The following is a 20,631-nucleotide window of genomic DNA, read 5'->3' as shown; positions in this document are numbered from 1 at the left end:
CCGGTGGCGGGCTGGCTGCCCCTGATTGCCGGGGCGGTCTGTTTCAAGCGGTTCGCTTGGCCTGATCAACTTGTCGGTCGAGGTAGTCAGCAAGGTTGTGCAGATAAACCACGTGCTGTGCTTTCCCCGACGGGGTGATCTTGCTCAGTTGAAGATCGATGCGGCCCTTATTGATTAATGTCTTGAAGTACCGGTCAGAGCCGAGGTGAGGGAAATAGCGCTCTCTCACTTCCGTCAGGGTCAGGTGGATGCTGGGCCACTCGCGGTGGAGTTGATCTAGCGTGCTCATACGTACTCCCCGAGCCCCTCGTGGCCGGGCCAGAGCTTCGCGCGCACGGCGGCGGCGAGGTGCTCTTTGTTGGCACCGGTAACGGCGGCGCAGACTTCGCCTTCGTCATTAGTTACCACCACGCCCAGTGGGAGGGCGCGGTTCACGGTGGTGATGACGTAGGCGATCTGGCCGGTGTGCAGCACTTCGTTAACGCTGTCCTGCGCTTCCATGAGTGCCATCGCTTCTTCGGACTGAGTCCCAGAATCGGCTCGACCGTTGGCCAGGTCCTGCAGGAACTCGCGAAGGGATTGCCACTTGGTCGCCAGCGAGCGGGGCAGGGTCATCGAGCTGACCAGCTCGCCCATTCCCACCTTGATGTAGTGAGTGGTGTCGTCGTTCTCGACGGTGATCTGTGCGTCCAGAGATGCCTCGGGACGACGCAGGGTGCACTTGGTGGTGCCGCCGATTTCTACCGTGCGCTCAAGGCCCATGACGCGGCTGAGCGGTATGTTGAACTCGCTCATGCGACACCCCCAGCTGCTGGGATGGCTTGGGCGTTGCCGTTAGCAGTGGCAACGATGTACAGGCCTGTGCGGTATTGGAAGGCTGCCACGAGAGCGGGGCGGTTACAGGTCATGGGGTGCAAATAGATCTTGCACGGTGGGTTGTGCTGTGCGGTTTGCATGTCTTGGCCCTTCGGTGAGAGAGGTGAAGCCGAGACAAAATTAGTATCACTGATTTAAACTGTCAACAGTGTTGCTGATATTTGTGATGCATGGAGGTAATAAAAAACCCGCCTGTGGCGGGTTTGGTGGGTTCAGAGGTCGACTATTTTTCGACGAGCCCTGCCGCAGATTGTCCATTCTTCGTCAAGTCGGATGATGCGTTCGGGCCAATCTGGATTGGTCGCATAGAGGTAGAACTCGCTGCCTTCCATTCTCAGTTGCTTCAGCGTTACGCCCTGATCGCGAGTACGCTTCGCTACCACGAAGTCGCCCGTTTCCCATTGCATATCCGGGTCAACGACCACCTTTTCACCTGGTTTGAAGTCAGGTTCCATGCTGAGCCCTTCGACTCTGAGGATAAAGGAGCGCGGTCCGGCAGGCCCTCCAGCTTCTACCCATTCCTCTGCATCTGATGGCTGGAAGTGTTCGATAGCTTCGCAAAATGCCCCAGCTTTAACGTATCCGATCACTGGAAGAAGTCGTCCGGCAGGCCCAATCGTGGTGGTATTCGAAACAGCTCGGCTCGCGTCGTCGAGGTAATGCGCCTGGACCAGTCGCGGGCTTACTTCCTCGGGAGTGAACGACAAGGCCCGGCTCAGCGAAACCAATGCGGTGATGTTCAATGGGATTTTGCCGTTCATGTACTGGCTGACCACGCTTTGGCTGGACCATCCGCACTCATGCGCAACTCGATCCTGGTTGAGCGAGGGGTCTTTTGCCTTTCGGTCTCTATAAATCGCCTTGAGGCGAGCTGCTTCTTCAGCTTGGTACGGGGGTCTGGTAGTCATGTCTGCCAGACTATAAGCGTCCCTTATTTCGATCAAAGAGTGGTGCTTATTTTTTTCTTGTGCAGAAAAAGAAGTGATACTAATATTCACGCACTAACCCATTGAGGACATTGGGATGGAAAGCGAGTTTGGTATGCCTTTGCGAGATTTCGCGAAGGACAGGAGTCAGCCTGGTTTGGCTGAAATGCTTGGGGTCACCCAAAGCGCGGTCTCGCAAATGCTGAATTCATCGCGCGATATCCGTGTGCGCTTTGACGAAGCCGGCGAGTGCCAGGCAGTTGAAATTCGCCCCATTGGGCGGCGCCGAAAGGCAACGCAGTAAGAACGCTGAGCCGGGACTCTCACCTCCCAGCTCAGCTATGACAGTACAACGCACCATCACTCTCGTCGTCCGGCGTCCTCTCTCACAAGTAAGGCCGGACGACTATTACCACATGCCATGCCCGCACAGCACGCAAGGCACAGCACACAGGTCGTGGTCGTAGGATAGGTCTTGCCTGACCCTATGACTAGGCCGTAAACCGAGGATTTACGGTTATGAGCAGGATTGATCTTTTGCCGGGCGCAGGCCCGGTGCTCACCCTTCGTCAGGCGCTCTATCGCGCAGGTCGCGACTATCACGGTGGAATCACCAAGCTTGCCTTCGACATGGGGCTTGAAGTCGACACGCTGCAGAAGAAGCTCCATCACAACGAAGAGCGCCGCTGGCCGACACCTGACGAACTCGAAGAAATCATCCAGTTGACCGGCGATCCGCGCCTGCTGGATGCGTTGGTGCGCCCAGCAACTGCAGTGTGGTACCGACCTGACGCGGTGCCGGCCACCAACGAAGCGCTTCGGGCTGTAGCAAAGCTTCTCGAAGAGTCCGGCGAGTTCGTGGGCAGTCTCCATGAAGGCGCTGCTGACAAAGTTTGGACCGCTTCCGAGGTGTTGATCCTCGAGCAGCGCGGTATGGACGTCATCCGCCAGGTGCTGGCGATCATGGCGGGCGCGCGCGAATCGATGGAGGACGAAGCCCATGGCTGATGCAGTCGATTTTGCCAACGACCACGCCGAGTATTTCCTGCAGCTGTCGCTCCAACGGCTTGCGCGGCTACCTGATAAGCCCAGCGCGCAGTTCTGCGAAGACTGCGATGAACCGATCCCGCTGGCACGCCAGCAATCGGTCGCTGGTTGCGAAACCTGCGTCGATTGCCAGGGGCTTCGGGAGCGCCGCCGATGAGCGGGCGCCCAACCCCTACTACAGCTGATTGGGCGCGGCGTTACATTGAAACCTTCGGTCTGGCTCTGGTTCCCATTGAGCCCGGACAGAAGGGGCCGAAGGGGAACGGCTGGAACAAGCCTGGCGGTTACTTCACCGCGGCCGCCGATGCTGAGACCTTCTGGGCGAAGCGTCCGAGCCATAACCTTGGGGTTGTGCTTGGGCCTAGCCGCGTCTGCTCGCTGGATGTTGACGATCTGCAATGCACCCGTCAGATCTTCAGTGAACTGCTCGGCATGGACCTGGACGCCCTCGCAGATGCGTACCCGACGTCCGTGGGCAACCCAGCGCGTTTTCGCGTGATGTTCCGGGTACCCGATGGTGTCGATTTGACCTGGCATCCGCTGAACTGGCCGAGCCAAGCGGATCCTGACGGCTCGATCCACAAGGCGCTTATGGCGCAGGTGAAGACGGCACGGGATGCCGGCGATGCCGCCCGTGAGGCAGCGTTGAAGATGGCCGCAGAGCCATTCAAGAAGATCCCCGTTTTCGAGCTTCGCGCCGGCCTGGTGCAAGACGTGCTGCCGCCTTCGATCCATCCCGGTACCGGGCAACCGTATAGCTGGCGTACACCACCATCAGCAGACGGGCTTCCCGAGTTGCCTGCGCAGCTGCTTGCGATCTGGCAGGGCTGGGACGAGTTCAAGCCAAAGGCTGAGGCCGTTTGCCCCTGGCTGCCACGCACGGCACCTGCTCCCCGGCCTGCTCCAGCGAAGCCTCAGTTGGCAGCGGTGCGCAATGGGCGCGACTTGCCCGAAGTGATTCCGCTGTTCAACCAGGCACATGACCTGGCGGCGCTGATCGAGGCCCACGGATATGAGCGGCGGGGCGATAAGTGGCTTTGCCCGCAAAGTAGCAGCGGGCTGGCGGGCGTCAGCATCATCGACGGCAAGCTTTTCTCCCACCACAGTTCCGACCCCTTGGCCAACGGGCACAAGAACGATGCGTTCGATGTGTTCTGCATCCTGGAGCACAGCGGTAACCAGAAGGCCGCCATCAAGGCTGCCGCTCAGATCCTCGGCATTGATGCGAAGTCACGCCCACCGGCACCGCCGCCGCTAGGTGAGCTTCCCCGCGCCCCATCGGTCACCGAGCAGGCCGACCAAAGCGAGGCGGGTGTTGCTCCTGAAACACCTGCGAACGCTGAGCCCAGCTCGGCCGGCTCCTCGGCAAACGGGGGGGAGGGGGAAGAAGGTCTGGTACTGAAAAGTGCCAAGCGCCGCTTCGCCCTGGTCGAAGGCACCACGAACGTGTGGGACATGAACAAAGGGCAGTCGATGAAGCGAGCAGGCTTTGAAGCCTTGGTCGGCAAGCCGCTTGCAAAGCAGTGGATGGAGAGCACGGACAAGAAGCTGATCTCGGCCGAACAAGTCAAAGCGCTCGAGCAGGCCCGCAAGATGTCGAGCAAGAAGGGTGGGGCGTTGAACCTCGACCCACTCGACCGCTATGTGTACATCGACGGCACGAAGGAGGCCTGGGACAGGGAGAAGAAGCGGCGCCTGCCCGAGGGTAGCGTCAAGATGGCCTTGGGTGATGCATACCAGCTTTGGCTGAACAGTCCCAACCGCCGCGTGGTGGATGTCGACCACATCGTGTTTGACCCGACTATGACGAAGGACCCAGCGGTTTACATCAACACCTTCGAGGGCCTGCCGCTTGAGCCGGTGCGTGATGACGCCGCGTGCGAGAACCTGCGCTGGCTGATTTCGTTCTTGTGCAACCACGACGCGGTGGCATTGGACTGGCTGATCAAGTGGCTCGCGTACCCACTGCAGCACATGGGCGCCAAGATGGACACAGCGGTCCTGTTCCATTCGACGATGGAGGGCTCGGGTAAAAGCCTGCTGTTCGCCGACGTCATGGGCGAGCTGTACGGCCGGTATAGCGCCACGGTCGGCCAGACCCAACTCGAAGGCAGTTTCAACGCCTGGCAGAGCGGCAAGCTGTGGGCGGTTTTCGAAGAAGTAGTCAGCCGTGACCAGCGTTACAACCAGGTGGGCAAGATCAAACACATGATCACCGGCAAGACCACGCGCATGGAGTCGAAATTCATCAATGGCTGGGAAGAGGCCAACCACATGAACTCGGTGTTCCTGAGCAACGAGATCATGCCGTGGCCGATCAGCGAGAGCGACCGACGCATGTTGGTGATGTGGCCGCTGGAGACGTTGCCGCCCGAACGGCAGAAAGCGATAGCTCGGGAGCTGGCCAACGGTGGCGTCGCAGCCCTGTATGGGTGGCTGCTCGACATCGAGCTGGGCGAGTTCGATCAACGTACCCGTCCGCCTGAGACAGAGGCTCGCCAGCGCTTGGTCGAGCTGAGCCGCACAGCCTGGCAGACCTTTTTCTATCTTTGGCGCGCCGGCGAGCTGGGGCACGGCCTCTGGGGCTGCTGCCTGAGTTCGGACATCTATGCAATGTTCCTGGAGTGGTGTCACCACAACAAGGAGAACACCATGAGCCAGACCAAATTCTCGCTGATGTTCAGCGCGAAGGTTGAGAAGACGAGGGCTATCCCCTGGACTGATGGTAATAACCGCCGTTTCGCGGCGTTCTTCTTTCCGAGTGATGGCGATCCTTCCCTACCCCCATCCGCTGTGGCGGCCGAGCTGGGCAAGAATGTCGTCGAGTGGCGCGCCAGAGCGAAGCTTGCTGGCTGGAGCGTGGACGCCTGGGACCACATCAAGAGGTTGGCAGCATGATTCCGTCCGTAAGTGTGTTGGGTGTGTTGGGTATGTGTTGGGTTGTTTTTGGCTACCCAACACAGGTTCGGGTCCCGGATTCCGTGGCGTTGCGTGCAAGTGTGTTGGGTGTGTTGGGTTTGTGCACGCGCGCGCGCATGCGCGTTTTTTTTAACAGCGATTCCGGGTGGGTGAAAAATCTCTATGCGACGCTCAATAAACCCAACACACCCAACACACTCAACACATGCCCATCTAATCCATTGATTTCATTGGGTTCGAGCTGTGTTGGGTTTGTGTTGGGTTGGCTGATTCTGTGTTGGGTAGTGATTTTTGGGGGTGGGCGATGACGATGGACACGGGAATACGCCTTCAACTCCTGGTGCAACTGGCCCAGCACCAGCAGGACATGGCGGCACTGATTGATCCGGCTGAGCGCCTGCGCCTGGTTGGCGAACTGATGAGCCACTGGGGCGAGCAGCGTGGGCAGTATGGGTTGGGTGCCAGCCTTGGCAGCCAGATGGGCACGATCATGGAATGGAAGGGATCGGCGCCGCGCACCGGGGCATCGGGCGCCCGCATTCTGATCGCGGGGGCAGGGCTCGACCACGCCGCTGCCGAAGTGGATGCAGCGGTCGCCGAGTTGGCCCGCAGAAATGATCGAGGGGTAACCCTGGCCAAGCTGGCCGAGCTGCGCTATCTGCATCGGGTCACGGTTCGGGAGCAGATGCGCGAGGTCGGGCTGGCCGAGCACGCCGACCGGACCTACAGGAACTGGGTAAAAGCGCTGCATTTGCAGGTGCTGGCCATCCTGGCGGCGCGCTCCGGTCGGGTTCGGCAACAGACCGTTCGTCGGGTAAGAATGCAACTTGCGTGCAACATTGATGCTACATAGCGACCACATTGTGACGCACCGAAAATTGCCTCTTTTCGGTTTTTCCGGTGGCATGTAAAAAGGCGCCACGATATCAAAGGTGCGCTTAAGCGCTTCCCCCACAAGCACTGTGCTGTGCAGCCGCTCCGACCTGTCGGTGCATCGAGAACCCTGCCTCCTGGCGGGGTTTTCTTTTTCCGGCGCCGTGCTTTGCCAACGAGGCTTACATGAATAGCGAGCAACAAGCATTAGCCGAACTGCCGATCTGGATGGTGATCGTCTTGTCCCTGGTCGGCGGTGTGTCGGGCGAGATGTGGCGTGCGGACAAAGCGGGCATGAGTGGCTGGGGATTGATTCGCCGTTTGGCTCTACGGTCTGGTGCCTGCGTCACTTGCGGGCTGTCGACCAACATGCTGCTGTACGCCCTCGGGGTTTCGGTATGGGCGGCGGCAGCGGTCGGCTGCCTGACCGCAATGGCCGGCGCCGACGTGGCGATCAACCTGTACGAGCGCTGGGCCGCCAAGCGCCTGGGCCTCGAGCAGGTCCCGCCCCAGGCAGGCGAGCCGGGTCAGTGACCCGCCCGGAATCCTGGGAGGGGCGGGGGACCCTGGCGATATGGCTGGGGTACGGGACCGGGAACCCGCGGCTTTTTGTTAGCGGCAGGTTTTCCCACGTTGGTTGACATTGGTTGACAGGTTTACACCCCGAGTTGACAGAGGTTTACATGACATTCCTCACTCGAACCGAGTACGCGAAAAGCAAGGGCTGGTCGCGGCAGTACGTAGGCAAGTTGGTCCTACAGGGGCGCTTGATTCTTTCCGCGGACGGTTTGGTTGATGTCGACGCGAGCGAAGAATACTTAGCGATGACAAGCGAACCTGGTAGACGCAACTCGAATGTACAAGCGGCCCCAATTGCCGCAGCGGCGCCTTCCCAACGAGCGCCGGACATTCAATACCCTGTCGTCCATCCGGGCTATCAGCAGTCCAAAGCCCGGCTCGCACTGGCGCAGGCGGAGCTGACAGAGACCAACTTGCGCAAGGCCAACGGCGCGCTGGTAGAAGTGGACGTCGTGGATCAAGCAGCGTTTTCGGCTGGCAGGATGATTCGCGATCAAGTCCTCGCCCTCCCGGCGCAGTTGGCGCCCGAAATTTCGACCATCTCTGATCCGTGGCAAATCGAGCGAATCCTTGCCAGCGCATTGCGGCGGGTTCTGGACGACGCTGCCTCCATGTCCGCTGCCGAATTCGAGCAGGCCATCCACTCACAGAGCTGAACCTATGCAGTTTCCATACGCAGACGGGGCGGCGGTCCACCATGCTGCGTATATGCGAGGCCTGAAACCTGATCCTGAACTCTGGGTCGATGAGTGGGCCGACGGTTACATGCGAATCCCGCGTGATACCGGTGCCGCAGAGCCTGGAAAATACCGCACGGCGCGCACGCCGTATGCCCGCGAACCCATGCGATGCCTGTCCCCAGCCCACCCGTCTAAGCGGGTGGTCACGATGGTTGCGTCGCAGTTGATGAAAACGCAGATCGCCCTTAACTGGATCGGCGCGCTGATCCACATGGCACCGTCCAACATCTTGACGCTGTTGCCCAGCCTGGGGCTGGCGAAGCGGGTGTCTTCCAGGATCGGCAAGACGCTCACCGCGATTCCAGAGTTGAAGTCGCGTGTGGCGGCATCTCGTTCCAGAGATGCCCGCAACACGATGGATACCAAGGAATTCGAGGGTGGTACGTTGTACGCCACCACGGCAGGCTCGGCCGCCAACCTTGCCGAGCTCTCGGCAAGGTATGTCTATGGCGACGAAATTGATCGTTGGGATGTGGATGTTGACCAAGAGGGCGACCCCATCAAGTTGGCAGAGGCTCGGGGCAGTACCTTCGGCCGCAATGCCAAGTTCTATTTCTCCAGTTCACCCACGATCAAAGGCGCGTCGCGTATTGCCGACCTCTTCGAGATGAGTGATCAGCGGTACTACTACGTTCCGTGTCCGAACTGTGGGCATATGCAACGCTTGGAATGGGAGCGCCTGATGTACTCGGCCGACTTCAGTACCGTGCACTATCAGTGTTCTGGGCCTGAATGCGACGTGCTGATCGAGGAGCACCAGAAGGGCGAGATGCTGGCCAATGGGGAGTGGCGTTCCCATTCTACGGGCGATGGCGAAACGGTGGGCTTTCACCTCAACGCGCTTTACGCGCCGCTTGGCTGGCACTCCTGGGCCATGCTGGCCCGTGAGTTTGAAGAAGCCAAGCGCGCTGCAGATCGCGGTGAGTTGGAGCCGATGCAGGTGTTCTACAACACCCGCTTGGCCGAGGTTTGGGATAGCGCGATCGAGCAGACCAAGGCTGAAGTGCTGCAGGCTCGCGCGCTGCAGGAAGACTACGTGCTCGGTACCTTGCCCGTTGGAGCGCTGGCGCTCACGGCTTCCGTCGACGTGCAGGCCAACCGCCTGGAGCTGATGGTCATGGCCTGGGGCGCTGGCATGGAGCGCTGGGTCGTCGATCATCAGGTTATCCCTGGCGATCCGGCCGACGAGCGCACTTGGGCGCTGCTCGATGACCGCCTCAAGATCCGCTACCGGCACCCTTGCGGCGTCAGCCTGGCGATCCTGGCCACCGGCATCGACTCCGGTGGCCACCACACCCACGAGGTTTACCAGTTCACCCGTGTGCGCCGCTGGCGCAACGTGTTTGCGCTCAAGGGCGCGAGCAAGCCGGGCAGGCCTGTGATCGCCCAGCGCCCCTCGCAGGTGGATGTCACCTGGAAGGGGCAGACCGAACGCAACGGCGCTGAGCTGTGGATCGTCGGTACCGACACGGCGAAAGACTGGATCTACAACCGCTACAGCTTCGAGCAAGGTCCTGGTGCGCTGCACTTCGCCAAGGATCTGCCGGACGAGTTCTTCCAGCAGTGCGTGGCCGAACGCAAGGTCGCCCGCTACGTGAAGGGCTACAAGCGGATCGAGTGGGTCAAGAGCAAGGCTGAGCGCAACGAGGCGCTGGACCTCATGGTGTACAACCTGGCCATGGCCAACTTCCTTGGCCTTCACCGCTACGGTGAGCACGACTGGGACAAGCTGCGGCAAGCGCTCGCGCAGGCCAGCCTGTTCGACCAGAGCGAACCGCCGCCAGCCCGGCCCCAGGCCCGAGAGCCGGATGACGACGACCAGGACGAAGAAGCGACGTCGCCAGCACCTGCGCCGGCGCCGGTCAGGCGCAGTGATCCGCCACCGCCGGCCCCAAGGGCCGCACCCCAACCCCCGCAACGCCGCAGCTCCACCAGCGGTTACCTGAAGAGACGCTGACATGGCTTACACAAAAGCAGACCTCGCCACCGTCGAGCGTGCGATCGCGCGTGGTGAAAAGATCGTTCGCTACTCGGACCGTACTGTCGAGTATCGAACGGTCGACGAACTGATCCAGGCGCGCAACTTGATCCAGTCCGAGCTGGTGAAGGCCGCCGGGCCGCGCTCGCGCGTGACTCGCCTCTATCACGGGGGCAAGGGACTGTGAGCGCACGTTATATGTCCCTTGGCCGTTCGGGCATCCTGGTGCCCGAGCGGATCAAGGCCAGCTACGAAGGCGCCGCCGAGGGGCGGCGATCATCGGGGTGGGATGCGCCGGACACCGGCGTAAACAGCCTGATCATGCCGGCCTTGCGCAATCTACGTTCTCGCTCCCGCAGCGCGGTGCGCAATGACCCATACGCGGCCAACGTCATCGACAAGCGTGTCAGCAACCTGATCGGCACCGGCATCACGCCGCATCCGCAGCTGGTCGACAAAGAGGTGCGCAAGGCCATGCAGGTGCTGTGGGAGGACTGGGTCGATGAAGCCGATGCCGATCAGCTCACCGACTTCTACGGTCTGCAGGCGCTGGTGGCGCGCACGGTGGAGCAGTCCGGCGAATGCTTCATCCGCCTGCGTCCACGCCGGCTGGAGGATGGCTATGCCGTTCCGCTGCAACTGCAGTGCCTGGCGCCGGAGTTCGTTCCCCATGACAAGTTCGAGGTGACCCGCTTCGGTAACGTCATTCGCGCCGGGATCGAGTTCAATGCCATGGGCCGGCGTGTGGCGTACTGGTGCTATCGGGTCCACCCCAGCGACAAGTCCTCGCTGAATGTCGGCTACAACCAGCTGGTACGGGTCCCCGCCGAGCAGATGCTGCACGTCTTCGAGCCGCTGGAGCCGGGGCAGCTGCGCGGTGTGCCACGCCTGGCACCTGTTTTGAAGCGCCTGCGCAGCCTGGACAACTTCGACGATGCTGTGCTGTTCCGGCAGGAAGTGGCCAACCTGTTCGCAGGCTTCGTTCGCAAGCCCGCGCCGGATGGCCCGCCGCAGTTGGATATCACCGGGTCACCCGTCAACCTCGACCGGGACGGTTTCACCCCCATGGTGGGGCTGGAGCCCGGCACGGTGCAGGAGCTCGGCGCAGGGGAGGAGATCGAATTCTCCGACCCGCCAGACGCCGGCAACAACTACCGCGACTTCATGCGGCAGCAGCTCATGGCCGCAGCAGCTGGCACCGGCTTGCCCTACGAGCTGATGACCGGTGACATGCAAGGCGTCAACGACCGCGCCATCCGCGTGGTGCTTACCGAGTTCCGGCGCAGGCTGGAACAGCTTCAATTCCAGGTCTACGTCCACCAGCTGTGCCGCCCGGTGCGGCAAGCCTGGTTGGACATGGCGGTATTGGCCGGCGCGGTCGACCTGCCTGACTACTCGCTACGTCGCCGCGAATACCAGCGTACGCGCTGGGTGCCACAAGGCTGGGCTTATATCCACCCCGTTCAGGACGTCCAGTCCAGGCAGATGGAAATCGCTGCCGGCTTTACCACGCGCAGCGAGACCTGTTTGCGCAACGGCACTGACGCCGAGGTGGTGGACGAAGAAAACGCCGCAGATCTCGCCAGGGCGACGCACCTGGGAATCAAGTACAGCACGTTGTCGGCGGTCGACGACGACCCCGACGAGAAGGAGAAACCATGACCCCATTGAAGCCAGTCCGCGTCTTCAATAAGGCGCCGACGCCACCGCAGGAAAATGAACAGCACTGGTACCGCATCAGTGCCGCGACCAAGGCCGAAGGCGCAGCTGAAGCCGAGCCAAGCCCGATCGAGATCTACATCTATGGCGAGATCGGTGGCTGGGGCATCACCGCCAACCAGTTCCTCCGTGATTTGAAAGCGGTCGACGACGGTGTGTCGCCGGTGCAGGTGGCCTTCAACACCAACGGTGGCGACCTGTTCGAGGGCGTTGCCATCCATAACGCACTGAACCGGCTGGGCGAGCGCTGCACTGCCCGCATCGACGCCTTGGCGGCCAGCGCGGGCAGCGTTGCGGTGTGCGGCGCTCACCGGGTGGTGATGGCATCGAACGCAATCCTGATGATTCACAACCCCTATACCTGGATCGAGGGCGACGCCGATGAGCTGCGCCGGGTGGCCGATGTGCTCGATCAGGCGTTCGAGGTGATCATCGCGGCCTACAAGGCCAAGTCGCCTGATATTGACGAAGCCGAGCTGCGGCGGCTGGTCAACGATGAAAGCTGGCTCACCGCCGAGGAGGCGCTCGCGCTCGGGCTGGTGGATGAGATCGGCAGCGGCGTGCAGGTGCGGGCGTGTCTGGGTAATGGCGCGGCTATGGCCCGGTACCAGAAAACCCCGCAGCCGTTGCTCGACCAACTGGCCAGCAAGCCTCCGGCCGATGACCAGGTGAAGCCGCCGGCGCCGACCAAACCTGACGTCAGCGACTCCACGGCGTTGGCTCTGATGATCACCCAGGACTGCACCAAGGCCGGCATCGGCAACCTGGCCGAGACGCTGATTGCGTCGACCAAGTTGGTCGACAAGGCCACGGTGCAGGCTGCGCTGGCGACTGCCAAAGGTATTCACGATCTGTGTGTCGCGGCGCGGTTGCCCGAGCTGACCAAAGAATACGTGGCCGCAGGCCTGGACGCTGACGCAGTTCGGGCGCGGCTGTTCGAGAAGCTGGTCAGTTCCGGCAAAGGCTTCGAAATCAACAACAGCCTGCCCCCGGCCGATGACGACCAGGAGAAGGTCAAGGCGCAGTTGCCGAACCCATCCAGCATTTGGGCCGCCCGCCGGCAGGCCGCCAACAAAGGAGCACGACCATGAGCAGCATCCAACACGAACCGGTCCACGCCGGTGAGTTCTTGCTTTCCGAGGGGGCAGGGAAGATCTCCCGCGAAGCCATCAACATCGCTGCTGGCCCGGCCCTGGTTGCTGGGCAGGTGTTGGGGCGACTCACCGCGAGTGGCGAATTCACTGCCTACAGCCCCGCGGCGGAGGACGGTAGCGAAAACGCCGTATGCATCCTCTTCGCCCCCCTCGGCGAGTCGGATACCACCCGTCGCGGTCGCGCCGTGGTGCGTCTGGCAGAGGTCAGCGAAGCCCTGCTGACCGGCATCGATGCCGACGCGGAAAAAGCCTTGGCCGCGCACTTCATCATCCTGCGCTGACCTGACCTTCTGTTCCCCCCAACCCCGCCCTGTGCGGGGTTCTTACTTTCTGGAGTACCCCATGGCTGAGATTGCCATTTTTCAAGACGATGCCTTCAGCGTTGCAGCCCTGACTGCGGCTATCAACGAGCAGGAATATGTGCCGGGCCGCCTGGCGGCGCTCGGGCTGTTCCGTGAAGAGGGCGTTCCAACCCTGACCGTCCAGATCGAAAAGGATGGCGACATTCTCGCGCTGGTACCGTCGGGCGAGCGCGGCACCTCTGGCCTGGTGGTCGGTGGCAGCAAGCGGCAGCTGATTCCGTTCAACACCATTCACCTGCCGCAGCGCTTCGCGATCAAGGCCGATGAGATCCAGGGCATTCGTGCGTTCGGTGCTTTGACGGAGTTGCAGGCCGTTCAGGCCGTGGTTAACAAGCGACTGAGCAAGGCGCGCAGCCAGTTGGATGCCACCCACGAATTTCACCGTATGGGTGCGCTCAACGGCAAGGTGCTCGATGCCGATGGCGCCACGGTGCTGCTGGACATCTACAAGGTGTTTGGCGTGTCCCAGCAGAAGCTGGCCATGGGCCTCAACGATCAAGAGTCGAACGTCCAGGCCCAGTGCGTGGACGCGCTGGACATGCAGGAGGATGCCCTCGGCAACGTCACCACCACCGGCTCCCGTGCTTTCTGTGGCAAGACGTTCTGGAAGAAGCTGATCGCCCACAAGTCGATTGTCGATACCTACAAGGGCAGCCAGCAGGCCGCATCCCTGCGGGGCGACGGTCGCGAGTCGTTCGACTTCGGCGGCATCAGCTGGGAGCGCTACCGCGGCAAGGTCGGCGGCAACGCCTATGTTGCCGACGATGAAGCACGTCTGGTGCCCGAGGGCGTTTCGGACCTGTTCCTCTCGATCTACGCACCGGCGGATTACATCGAGACGGTCAATACCGAGGGTCTGCCGTACTACAGCAAGATCGAAGAGATGCCATTCGGCAAAGGCATCGACGGTGAGGCACAGTCCAACCCGCTGCACATCTGCACCCGTCCCCGTGCCGTCATCCGCCTGACGCTCTGATCATGGCCTTCCGGGACCTGATCGACGAAGTGGACGACACGGTGTTCGATGTCCTGGGCGATCGCGCTCTGATCGAGGGGCGTGAGGTGCTGGGGATGTTCTCTGCGCCGTGGCTGCAGCCGAAGCTCGGCCGCATCACCACGGCCCTGCGCGAGCCGCACCTGGTTATCCGTGTGAAGGACAACGCCGGCGTTGAAACCCGCCAGCGGGTAGAAATCGACTTGGCGAAAGAAGACGGCGGAGGCACCTACACGATCGCCAGTGTTGAACCAGGCGGGGACGGTCTGGTGGCCTTGGTGCTGAGGAAAGCGGCATGAGCGTCGGGAGTTACAGCAAAGTCTCTGCCACCACCGGGATGATCACACTGCAGGCCATTCCGCAGCAGGTGGCTGGGTTCGAGGAGTTTGCTGCGCTCGCGCCCAAGGCAATCGCCAAGGCCCAGCGTCGTGCCATCAACAAGACGTTGCGCTGGCTGCGCACCCACGTCGGTCGCGCGGTCGCCCTGCAGGAGCGCATCGCTGTGGCTTCGGTGCGGCAGCGCCTGCGGGCCTACCCGGTAGGCAGCAATGGCCAGGGCAAGCTTTGGTTTGGTCTGGACCCGATCGCCGCCAGCCGTGCTGGTCGGGCACGGCAAACCCGCACCGGTGTCTCTGTTGCTGGCCGGCGTTACCAGGGGGCGTTTTTCAAGAATGTTTATGGCGGGCGGCCCGATATCTGGATCCGCACGGCCAGCAAGCATTTCAAGGAAAGCGACTACCCAGGCAGCGACGTGTCGGGTGGCGGTGGGCCTAGCTCGGGATGGATCGCCGAGAACGGCAGTCGCTTCCCGCTGGCTAAGGCCATGATTTCCCTGGACGACGTAAAGCCCCATTTCGAGTCGTGGACTGCAAAGGCCCACCAGCGTCTGCTGGTGGTCATGAAGCAAGAACTCAACTACGAGCTGCAGAAACTGCTGGGGAGGGTGGGTAGTGGACGAGGATGACGATCCAATACCGCTTGATGGTTTGTATGCGGCGATCGAGCGGCACATCGCCGAAACGATTCCCGCGCTGCGTTACGTCGGCACGATGCCTGATCGCTTGGATCGTGTCGACCCACCGGCCGTGGTGATAGAGCTGGCCGAATGGGAGCCTGGTCCCGATCAGGGCACAGGCGAAATCGGCATCGATGTTCGCTTTGAGGCACGGGTGATTGTGGCGGGTGAGGAGCCGCATAGCCTGCGGATGGCGGCCTTCACTGCAGCGCAACTGACCGTTCTGCTGCGCATGCAAACCTGGGGCGTGCCAGCTGAACCGGCCAAATTCGTGCGGGCGGCACAGGACTGGACCCGCCCTGAACTGGATGGTTATGCCGTCTGGGTGGTGGAGTGGACACAGGTCATCTACATCGGGGTCGAGGAGTGGCCCTGGCCTGAACCACGGGAGGGCTCAGCATGAGCTATGTCTCTGCGCAACATGACCGCATGCTGGCCGACACGGTGCTGCCGTGTGTGGTTGTTGCAGTCGACCTAGGCGCTGCGCGTGTCCGGGTTTCGGACGGCGGCGACTGGACCAGCGCTTGGGTGCGCTGGCATGCGCAGGCCGCCGGCAAGGCTCGTCACTGGCGTATTCCCAGCATCGGCGAGCAGGGCGTGCTGATCAGCCCGAGCGGTAACCCCGCGCAGGGCACCTTTATGCCGGGCTTGTACGGGGATGCAGGCGCACCGCCCGACAATCGCGACCACGTCGAGGTGTGGCGCTTCGATGATGGTGGGGAGCTGGTGTACGACTGGCAGGCCAAGAGCTACACCATCAAGCTCCCCACTGGCACCGTGACGATTGAGGTCGGCAGTAGCAAGGTGGTGATAACCGACGACGCGATCACCGCCGAGTCCAGCAGCATCACGGCCAAGGCGCAAAGCGTCACGGTGCAGGCCTCAACCCTGGTGGGCCAGGCCGACACGATTACCCTGACGGGGCAGGTCACCATCAACGGCCCCCTAACGGTGACCGGCGATATCAATGGCGGTGGCCGAATCATCGACACCGCTGGTAACACGGCAAACCACAAACACTGACCAGCCCGCCTAGTGCGGGCTTTTTTACGGCTGGAGGGTTTATGGCCAAGGCAGAGAAAGACCCCGGCGAGGCCCTGGTGCCTGTGGAGCCGGTGGGGGAGACGATTACCTTCGTCGACCAAACCTATGATCGTCGCAAGCTGTTCCTGCCCAACTGGGTAGAACTTGAGGTCGTGCGCGGCGTCGTCGAGGTGCGCCGCGACAACACGCTAGCCGTCGACTACATGCGCAACCGTCCCGACTTCGTCGAACAAGGGGCCTGAACATGATCGGTATGGACCGCCGGACGGGTCAGCCAGTCAGCGGCGTGGCGCACTTGCGGCAGTCCATCGAGGACATCCTGGGTACTGCCGTTGGTAGTCGCCGGATGCGCCCGGAGTACGGCAGCAACTTGCGCCGCTACGTCGACTTGCCGGTCAACGAGGGGTGGAAGAGCGCCGTTCAGGCTGAAGTTGCCCGCGCCCTTGGACGCTGGGAACCACGGTTGAAGCTTGAGCGGGTGCGGGTGGTGGCAGTCCTCGGTGGTCAAGTCAGCCTGCAGTTGTCTGGTCAGTACCTGGGCGACGACGCCGTCGTGGAGGTGAGCGTATGAGCACAGTGGATCTTGCCCAGCTGCCGGTACCGCAGGTGCTGGAAAGCCTGGACTTTGAAGGGGTGTACGACGACGAACTGCAGCGCTTTCGCGACTACATGGGTGACAACTGGGACGCGCTGCTTGAAAGCGACCCGATCACCAAGCTGCTGGAGCTGGGTGCATTTCGCAAGCTGCAGAACCGTGGCCGGGTGAACGACGCAGCCAAGTCGTTGCTGCTGGCATTCGCCCGCGGCGCCGATCTGGACCACCTGGCGGCCAACGTCAACCTGGAACGTCTGGTCGTGCAAGCCGAGGACCTGGATGCAGTGCCGCCGGTGGCGGAAGTGCTGGAGGCCGACGATGCGCTGCGCGAGCGGGTGCAATTGGTGTACGAGGGCCTGACCACGGCGGGGCCGCGTAACAGCTACATCCTGCACGCACGCAATGCCTCGGGTTTGGTCGCAGACGCCACGGCAGAAAGCCCGGCCCCGGCCGAGGTGGTCGTGACGGTGCTGGCCTTGGATGGAAACGGGGAGGCCTCGCCCGAGCTGCTCGCCACTGTTGACAGGCGTCTGAGCGATGACGATGTGAGGCCGCTGGGTGATCGGCTGACGGTTCAGTCGGCCGAGATCCTGCCGTACCGCATCGAAGCTTTGGTCTACATGGTCGGTACCGGGCCTGAAAACGAGGCCATTCAGGCCGAGTGTCGGCGTCGCTTGAACGCCTGGGTCAACCCACGCCGCCGGCTCGGCGTCGCTGTAGTGCGATCGGGCATTGATGCCCAGTTGCACATCACCGGCGTCGAGCGTGTCGAGCTGGTGGGATGGCAGAACATCACGCCCACTAAGGCACAGGCGGCCTGGTGCGAGGGTGTGACAGTGACGCGGGGTAGCTGACATGACGAGCCTGCTACCGCTGAACAGCACCCAGCTTGAGCGGGCCGTCGAGTACGCCACGGACGAAGTGACCGACGTGCCCTTGCGCACCTTGTACAGCCCGGACACTTGCCCGGCGCACCTGCTGTACCAACTGGCCTGGGCTTGGTCGGTAGACCGCTGGGACGACACCTGGTCGGAAACCGTCAAGCGTTCCGTCATTCGTTCGGCGTTCTTCGTCCATGCCTACAAGGGGACGATCGGCGCGCTGCGCCGGGTGGTCGAGCCTTTCGGCTATCTGATCGAAATCAACGAGTGGTGGGAGCTGCAGCCTCCCGGTCCACGGGGCACCTTCGCACTGAAGGTCGGTGTCTCGAACGGCGGGATCAGCGAGGACACCTACCAAGAGCTGTCCCGGTTGATTAATGACGCCCGGCCCGTCAGCCGGCACATGCTCGGCTTGGACATCAGCCTTGAGACCCGCGTGCCGGCTTACCAAGTCGCGCCCAGCTTCGACGGCGAAGTGATCGAGGTGTACCCGTGGGAGGCGTCGGACATCGATGTCAGCGTGGGCGCCTACGAACTGATGACCGACCACACAATTGACCTACTGGAAATTTATCTGAATGGCTAACTCAACCACGCAATTCGGTGGGTTCCTGACCAATGTCGGCGTGGCCCAGCAGGCTAACAGCGCCGCGCTGGGCTTGCCTTGGAATATCACACACATGCTTATCGGGGATGCCGGTGGCGAGCCGGGAGTGGCCCCTGATCCCACGCCAAAGCCTACCCAGGCCGGGCTTGTGCGGCAGGTGCACCGGGCACCGCTCAACGCGCTGTTTCAGTCGCCAGCCGACCCCTCAGTGCTGGTCGCCGAGCTGGTGCTACCGCCGGAGATTGGAGGGTGGTGGGTCCGCGAGCTGGGCCTGGAGGATGCCGCCGGCAACCTGGTGGCCGTGGCAAAGCCGCCACCCAGTTACAAGCCGTTGCTGGTGCAGGGGTCAGGGCGGACCCAGACCATTCGCATGCATGTGGTGTTCGGCAACGTGGCCAACATCACCCTCAAGATCGACCCGAGCATCGTCTTGGCCACCCGTGACTACGTCGACAAGGCCAGCGAAGCTGCTGAGCTGTACGGACGTAACCAGCTCAAAGCCCACGTCGAAGCTGCAGACCCGCATACGCAGTACCTCCGCCGAGCAGACGTGGCCAAGTCTGCCGGGCCCCTGGCATGGCTTGGCGTTGCAACGGGCAGCGCTGACGCCCTGGTACTCAAGCTGCAGAGCACAGAGGCGGTGCTAACCGCCCTCTCTGCGGGCCAGCGTTTCCAGTTCCAGGCGGGGGAAACGAACACGGGTGCTGTTACCGCCAAGATCGGAGCCCTTGCGCCGGTAGCAGTGAAGAAGGTGGGCGTTGGCGGCTTGGTCGACTTGGCCCCTGGCGACCTGCGTGCCGGCGTCTTGTATGACCTGAACTACGACGGTGCCGCCTTCCAATTGGGAGGTGGCGCCGCCAGCGGTCCCACTGGCGTGGAGAGTGGCACCTATCGTTCGGTGAAGGTCGATGCCTATGGCCGGGTCGTATCGGGAAGCAATCCGACCACGCTCGCGGGGTACGGCATTACTGATGCCTTTCCTGCAAGCAAGATTGTTTACTCGCCGAACCCGCCTACAGCTGATGATGGCGTAGTGGGCACCTTGTGGCTGCAGTACGAGGTGCCTTGATGAATTTTCATGTGAAGGTTGAAGGTGGATATGCCGCGGGCGTGATGCCGAGCGTGAAGCTTGCAGACGGATGGCGCGAGGGCGAGGAGCTTTTCGTCTTGACAGCTGACGGCTGGAGAACGGTTTGGCGTCGACAAGTGGTGTTCATCAATACGCTGGATCGGGCAGGCGCAAGCATATTCGAGCTTATGGGGAGCCCCACCAGAAAACGCCACTATGTGTTCATTAACCGTGCCACGCTGTATGGCGGTACCTCGGGTTTTGCGTTGCGCACGGGGGTGTTTCCCGCCGGATCAACGTTGACCATCATCAATGAGGGTGCAATCCGTGGCGCTGGTGGTGCCGGCGCATATCCTGCGGCAGCAGGGCCGGGCAAGGGGGCTCTGCTGCTTGAGTGCGACACTGCCCTGGATAACCGAGCTGGCCTCGTTTACGGAGGCGGCGGCGGCGGTGGGTGGCGCTACCTGTCGCAGACGCTCTATGCGGGTGGTGGTGGAGGTGCAGGTCGGCCGGGTGGCGCAGCAGGCGGGATGTATCAGAACAGCACCTACACCTTTACTCGGCCGGGCGCCGGTACCGACGACGTCGGTGGTGCAGGCGGCCGCTACAGCTCTGGACACCAAGGTGGTGCTGGTGGAGCTCCCGGGGAAGCCGGCGTTACCGTTACGTCGGTCGCAGGTGCAGGCGGGTATGCAATTGATAGGGCCGGGCATGTGCTCTCGATCATCGCCGGTGGCGAGGCAGAAAGACTGAAAGGGGTCATCGTATGAGTTTTAAGGTTCTATCCGTAGACGCCGGCTCGCAAACCATGGTCATCGACTGGGGCGCGACCATCCTCAATCACTACATACCTCAGCAAGTCCTCGGCGATTCGACCCTGGATGCCGCTGGCGTGTCGGCAATTATCGAAACGCTACGCCCCGCGGTTGTTGAGCCGGTTGAAATCCCCGAGGTTCTTGCTGGGTTAGTGCAGGGAGTTGCGGCAGAGGAGCCAGAGCGTCAGTGGCGCGATGCTGAGCTGCTGGCAGTGACCTGGCTGCGAGACCGGCACCGCGACCAACTGGATATCGGCGCCGAAACCACGCTGACAGCCGAGCAGTTCACTGAGTTGCTGCTGTACATGCAGCAGCTGCGCGACTGGCCGCAGGCTGAGGCCTTCCCGCTCATCGAGCAGCGCCCCGTGGCGCCGCCCTGGGTTACAGAACAGACCCCATAACGCCCCGCACTGACGGGGCGTTTTCATTCCTGCTGCA

27 protein-coding genes are annotated in these 20,631 nt (G+C 62.1%); 24 read left to right on the top strand and 3 right to left on the bottom strand.

What is annotated here, in order from left to right:
- Nucleotides 1-43: 43 nt before the first annotated feature.
- From HU720_RS03175 to HU720_RS03165, 3 genes are all read right to left on the bottom strand, one after another.
- Nucleotides 44-289 carry a pyocin activator PrtN family protein gene (locus HU720_RS03175; RefSeq protein WP_186517172.1) on the bottom strand — a complete coding sequence of 82 codons (246 nt, stop codon included), beginning with the start codon at nucleotides 287-289 and terminating at the stop codon, nucleotides 44-46.
- On the bottom strand, nucleotides 286-795 hold the full coding sequence (locus HU720_RS03170) for a hypothetical protein (protein WP_186517170.1): 510 nt from the start codon (nucleotides 793-795) through the stop codon (nucleotides 286-288). The genes HU720_RS03175 and HU720_RS03170 overlap by 4 nt, the downstream gene beginning before the upstream one ends.
- A gap of 293 nt (nucleotides 796-1,088) precedes the next feature.
- Nucleotides 1,089-1,874, bottom strand: coding sequence for an XRE family transcriptional regulator (locus tag HU720_RS03165; protein ID WP_346656550.1), 786 nt, complete (start codon nucleotides 1,872-1,874; stop codon nucleotides 1,089-1,091).
- 25 nt (nucleotides 1,875-1,899) lie between these two features.
- On the opposite strand from HU720_RS03165, the gene HU720_RS03160 reads away from it, so the two are divergent.
- From HU720_RS03160 to HU720_RS03045, 24 genes are all read left to right on the top strand, one after another.
- The gene (locus tag HU720_RS03160) at nucleotides 1,900-2,106 is read left to right on the top strand and encodes a Cro/CI family transcriptional regulator (protein ID WP_186517168.1); all 207 of its coding nucleotides are present in this window, start codon (nucleotides 1,900-1,902) and stop codon (nucleotides 2,104-2,106) included.
- A 215-nt stretch (nucleotides 2,107-2,321) separates the two neighbouring features.
- Nucleotides 2,322-2,810, top strand: a complete 489-nt coding sequence (locus tag HU720_RS03155; protein ID WP_186517166.1) for a phage regulatory CII family protein — start codon at nucleotides 2,322-2,324, stop codon at nucleotides 2,808-2,810.
- Nucleotides 2,803-3,006 carry a TraR/DksA C4-type zinc finger protein gene (locus HU720_RS03150; RefSeq protein ID WP_186517164.1) on the top strand — a complete coding sequence of 68 codons (204 nt, stop codon included), beginning with the start codon at nucleotides 2,803-2,805 and terminating at the stop codon, nucleotides 3,004-3,006. Before HU720_RS03155 ends, HU720_RS03150 begins: the two co-directional genes overlap by 8 nt.
- Nucleotides 3,003-5,747 (top strand): bifunctional DNA primase/polymerase, encoded by a 2,745-nt coding sequence (locus tag HU720_RS03145; protein WP_186517162.1) that lies wholly within the window; start codon nucleotides 3,003-3,005, stop codon nucleotides 5,745-5,747. Before HU720_RS03150 ends, HU720_RS03145 begins: the two co-directional genes overlap by 4 nt.
- Nucleotides 5,748-6,072: 325 nt before the next feature.
- Entirely contained in the window at nucleotides 6,073-6,621 is a 549-nt protein-coding gene (locus tag HU720_RS03140; RefSeq protein WP_186517160.1) for a hypothetical protein, read from the top strand.
- A 206-nt stretch (nucleotides 6,622-6,827) separates the two neighbouring features.
- On the top strand, nucleotides 6,828-7,175 hold the full coding sequence (locus HU720_RS03135) for a phage holin family protein (protein ID WP_186517158.1): 348 nt from the start codon (nucleotides 6,828-6,830) through the stop codon (nucleotides 7,173-7,175).
- A 149-nt stretch (nucleotides 7,176-7,324) separates the two neighbouring features.
- Nucleotides 7,325-7,876, top strand: a complete 552-nt coding sequence (locus HU720_RS03130) for a hypothetical protein (RefSeq protein WP_186517156.1) — start codon at nucleotides 7,325-7,327, stop codon at nucleotides 7,874-7,876.
- A 4-nt stretch (nucleotides 7,877-7,880) separates the two neighbouring features.
- Nucleotides 7,881-9,917 carry a phage terminase large subunit family protein gene (locus tag HU720_RS03125; protein ID WP_186517155.1) on the top strand — a complete coding sequence of 679 codons (2,037 nt, stop codon included), beginning with the start codon at nucleotides 7,881-7,883 and terminating at the stop codon, nucleotides 9,915-9,917.
- 1 nt (nucleotide 9,918) lies between these two features.
- Nucleotides 9,919-10,125: a hypothetical protein gene (locus tag HU720_RS03120; protein WP_186517154.1), complete on the top strand. Its 207-nt coding sequence runs from the start codon at nucleotides 9,919-9,921 to the stop codon at nucleotides 10,123-10,125.
- Nucleotides 10,122-11,600, top strand: coding sequence for a phage portal protein (locus HU720_RS03115; RefSeq protein WP_186517153.1), 1,479 nt, complete (start codon nucleotides 10,122-10,124; stop codon nucleotides 11,598-11,600). Before HU720_RS03120 ends, HU720_RS03115 begins: the two co-directional genes overlap by 4 nt.
- Nucleotides 11,597-12,748, top strand: coding sequence for a head maturation protease, ClpP-related (locus HU720_RS03110; protein ID WP_186517152.1), 1,152 nt, complete (start codon nucleotides 11,597-11,599; stop codon nucleotides 12,746-12,748). The genes HU720_RS03115 and HU720_RS03110 overlap by 4 nt, the downstream gene beginning before the upstream one ends.
- Entirely contained in the window at nucleotides 12,745-13,092 is a 348-nt protein-coding gene (locus HU720_RS03105) for a head decoration protein (RefSeq protein ID WP_186517150.1), read from the top strand. The genes HU720_RS03110 and HU720_RS03105 overlap by 4 nt, the downstream gene beginning before the upstream one ends.
- A 61-nt stretch (nucleotides 13,093-13,153) precedes the next feature.
- Nucleotides 13,154-14,149 carry a major capsid protein gene (locus tag HU720_RS03100; protein ID WP_186517148.1) on the top strand — a complete coding sequence of 332 codons (996 nt, stop codon included), beginning with the start codon at nucleotides 13,154-13,156 and terminating at the stop codon, nucleotides 14,147-14,149.
- A gap of 2 nt (nucleotides 14,150-14,151) precedes the next feature.
- Entirely contained in the window at nucleotides 14,152-14,466 is a 315-nt protein-coding gene (locus HU720_RS03095; protein ID WP_186517145.1) for a hypothetical protein, read from the top strand.
- Nucleotides 14,463-15,131, top strand: coding sequence for a hypothetical protein (locus HU720_RS03090; protein ID WP_186517143.1), 669 nt, complete (start codon nucleotides 14,463-14,465; stop codon nucleotides 15,129-15,131). Before HU720_RS03095 ends, HU720_RS03090 begins: the two co-directional genes overlap by 4 nt.
- The gene (locus HU720_RS03085) at nucleotides 15,118-15,585 is read left to right on the top strand and encodes a hypothetical protein (protein WP_186517141.1); all 468 of its coding nucleotides are present in this window, start codon (nucleotides 15,118-15,120) and stop codon (nucleotides 15,583-15,585) included. Before HU720_RS03090 ends, HU720_RS03085 begins: the two co-directional genes overlap by 14 nt.
- Nucleotides 15,582-16,205 carry a phage baseplate assembly protein V gene (locus HU720_RS03080; RefSeq protein WP_186517139.1) on the top strand — a complete coding sequence of 208 codons (624 nt, stop codon included), beginning with the start codon at nucleotides 15,582-15,584 and terminating at the stop codon, nucleotides 16,203-16,205. The genes HU720_RS03085 and HU720_RS03080 overlap by 4 nt, the downstream gene beginning before the upstream one ends.
- Nucleotides 16,206-16,246: 41 nt before the next feature.
- Nucleotides 16,247-16,468: a hypothetical protein gene (locus HU720_RS03075; RefSeq protein ID WP_186517137.1), complete on the top strand. Its 222-nt coding sequence runs from the start codon at nucleotides 16,247-16,249 to the stop codon at nucleotides 16,466-16,468.
- A 2-nt stretch (nucleotides 16,469-16,470) separates the two neighbouring features.
- Nucleotides 16,471-16,797, top strand: coding sequence for a GPW/gp25 family protein (locus tag HU720_RS03070; protein ID WP_186517135.1), 327 nt, complete (start codon nucleotides 16,471-16,473; stop codon nucleotides 16,795-16,797).
- Nucleotides 16,794-17,675: a baseplate J/gp47 family protein gene (locus HU720_RS03065; protein ID WP_186517133.1), complete on the top strand. Its 882-nt coding sequence runs from the start codon at nucleotides 16,794-16,796 to the stop codon at nucleotides 17,673-17,675. The genes HU720_RS03070 and HU720_RS03065 overlap by 4 nt, the downstream gene beginning before the upstream one ends.
- A gap of 1 nt (nucleotide 17,676) precedes the next feature.
- Nucleotides 17,677-18,288, top strand: a complete 612-nt coding sequence (locus HU720_RS03060) for a phage tail protein I (protein WP_186517132.1) — start codon at nucleotides 17,677-17,679, stop codon at nucleotides 18,286-18,288.
- Complete coding sequence (locus tag HU720_RS24190; protein ID WP_238337603.1) at nucleotides 18,281-19,378, top strand: phage tail protein; 1,098 nt, start codon at nucleotides 18,281-18,283, stop codon at nucleotides 19,376-19,378. The genes HU720_RS03060 and HU720_RS24190 overlap by 8 nt, the downstream gene beginning before the upstream one ends.
- Complete coding sequence (locus tag HU720_RS03050) at nucleotides 19,378-20,148, top strand: hypothetical protein (RefSeq protein WP_186517131.1); 771 nt, start codon at nucleotides 19,378-19,380, stop codon at nucleotides 20,146-20,148. Before HU720_RS24190 ends, HU720_RS03050 begins: the two co-directional genes overlap by 1 nt.
- On the top strand, nucleotides 20,145-20,594 hold the full coding sequence (locus HU720_RS03045) for a phage tail assembly chaperone (protein WP_238337602.1): 450 nt from the start codon (nucleotides 20,145-20,147) through the stop codon (nucleotides 20,592-20,594). The genes HU720_RS03050 and HU720_RS03045 overlap by 4 nt, the downstream gene beginning before the upstream one ends.
- The last annotated feature ends 37 nt before the right edge of the window (nucleotides 20,595-20,631 follow it).

Origin of the sequence: Pseudomonas sp. SWRI51 (assembly GCF_014268825.1) — a bacterium.
Classification (GTDB): domain Bacteria; phylum Pseudomonadota; class Gammaproteobacteria; order Pseudomonadales; family Pseudomonadaceae; genus Aquipseudomonas; species Aquipseudomonas farsensis.
This window is presented reverse-complemented; position numbering and strand designations above follow the sequence as displayed.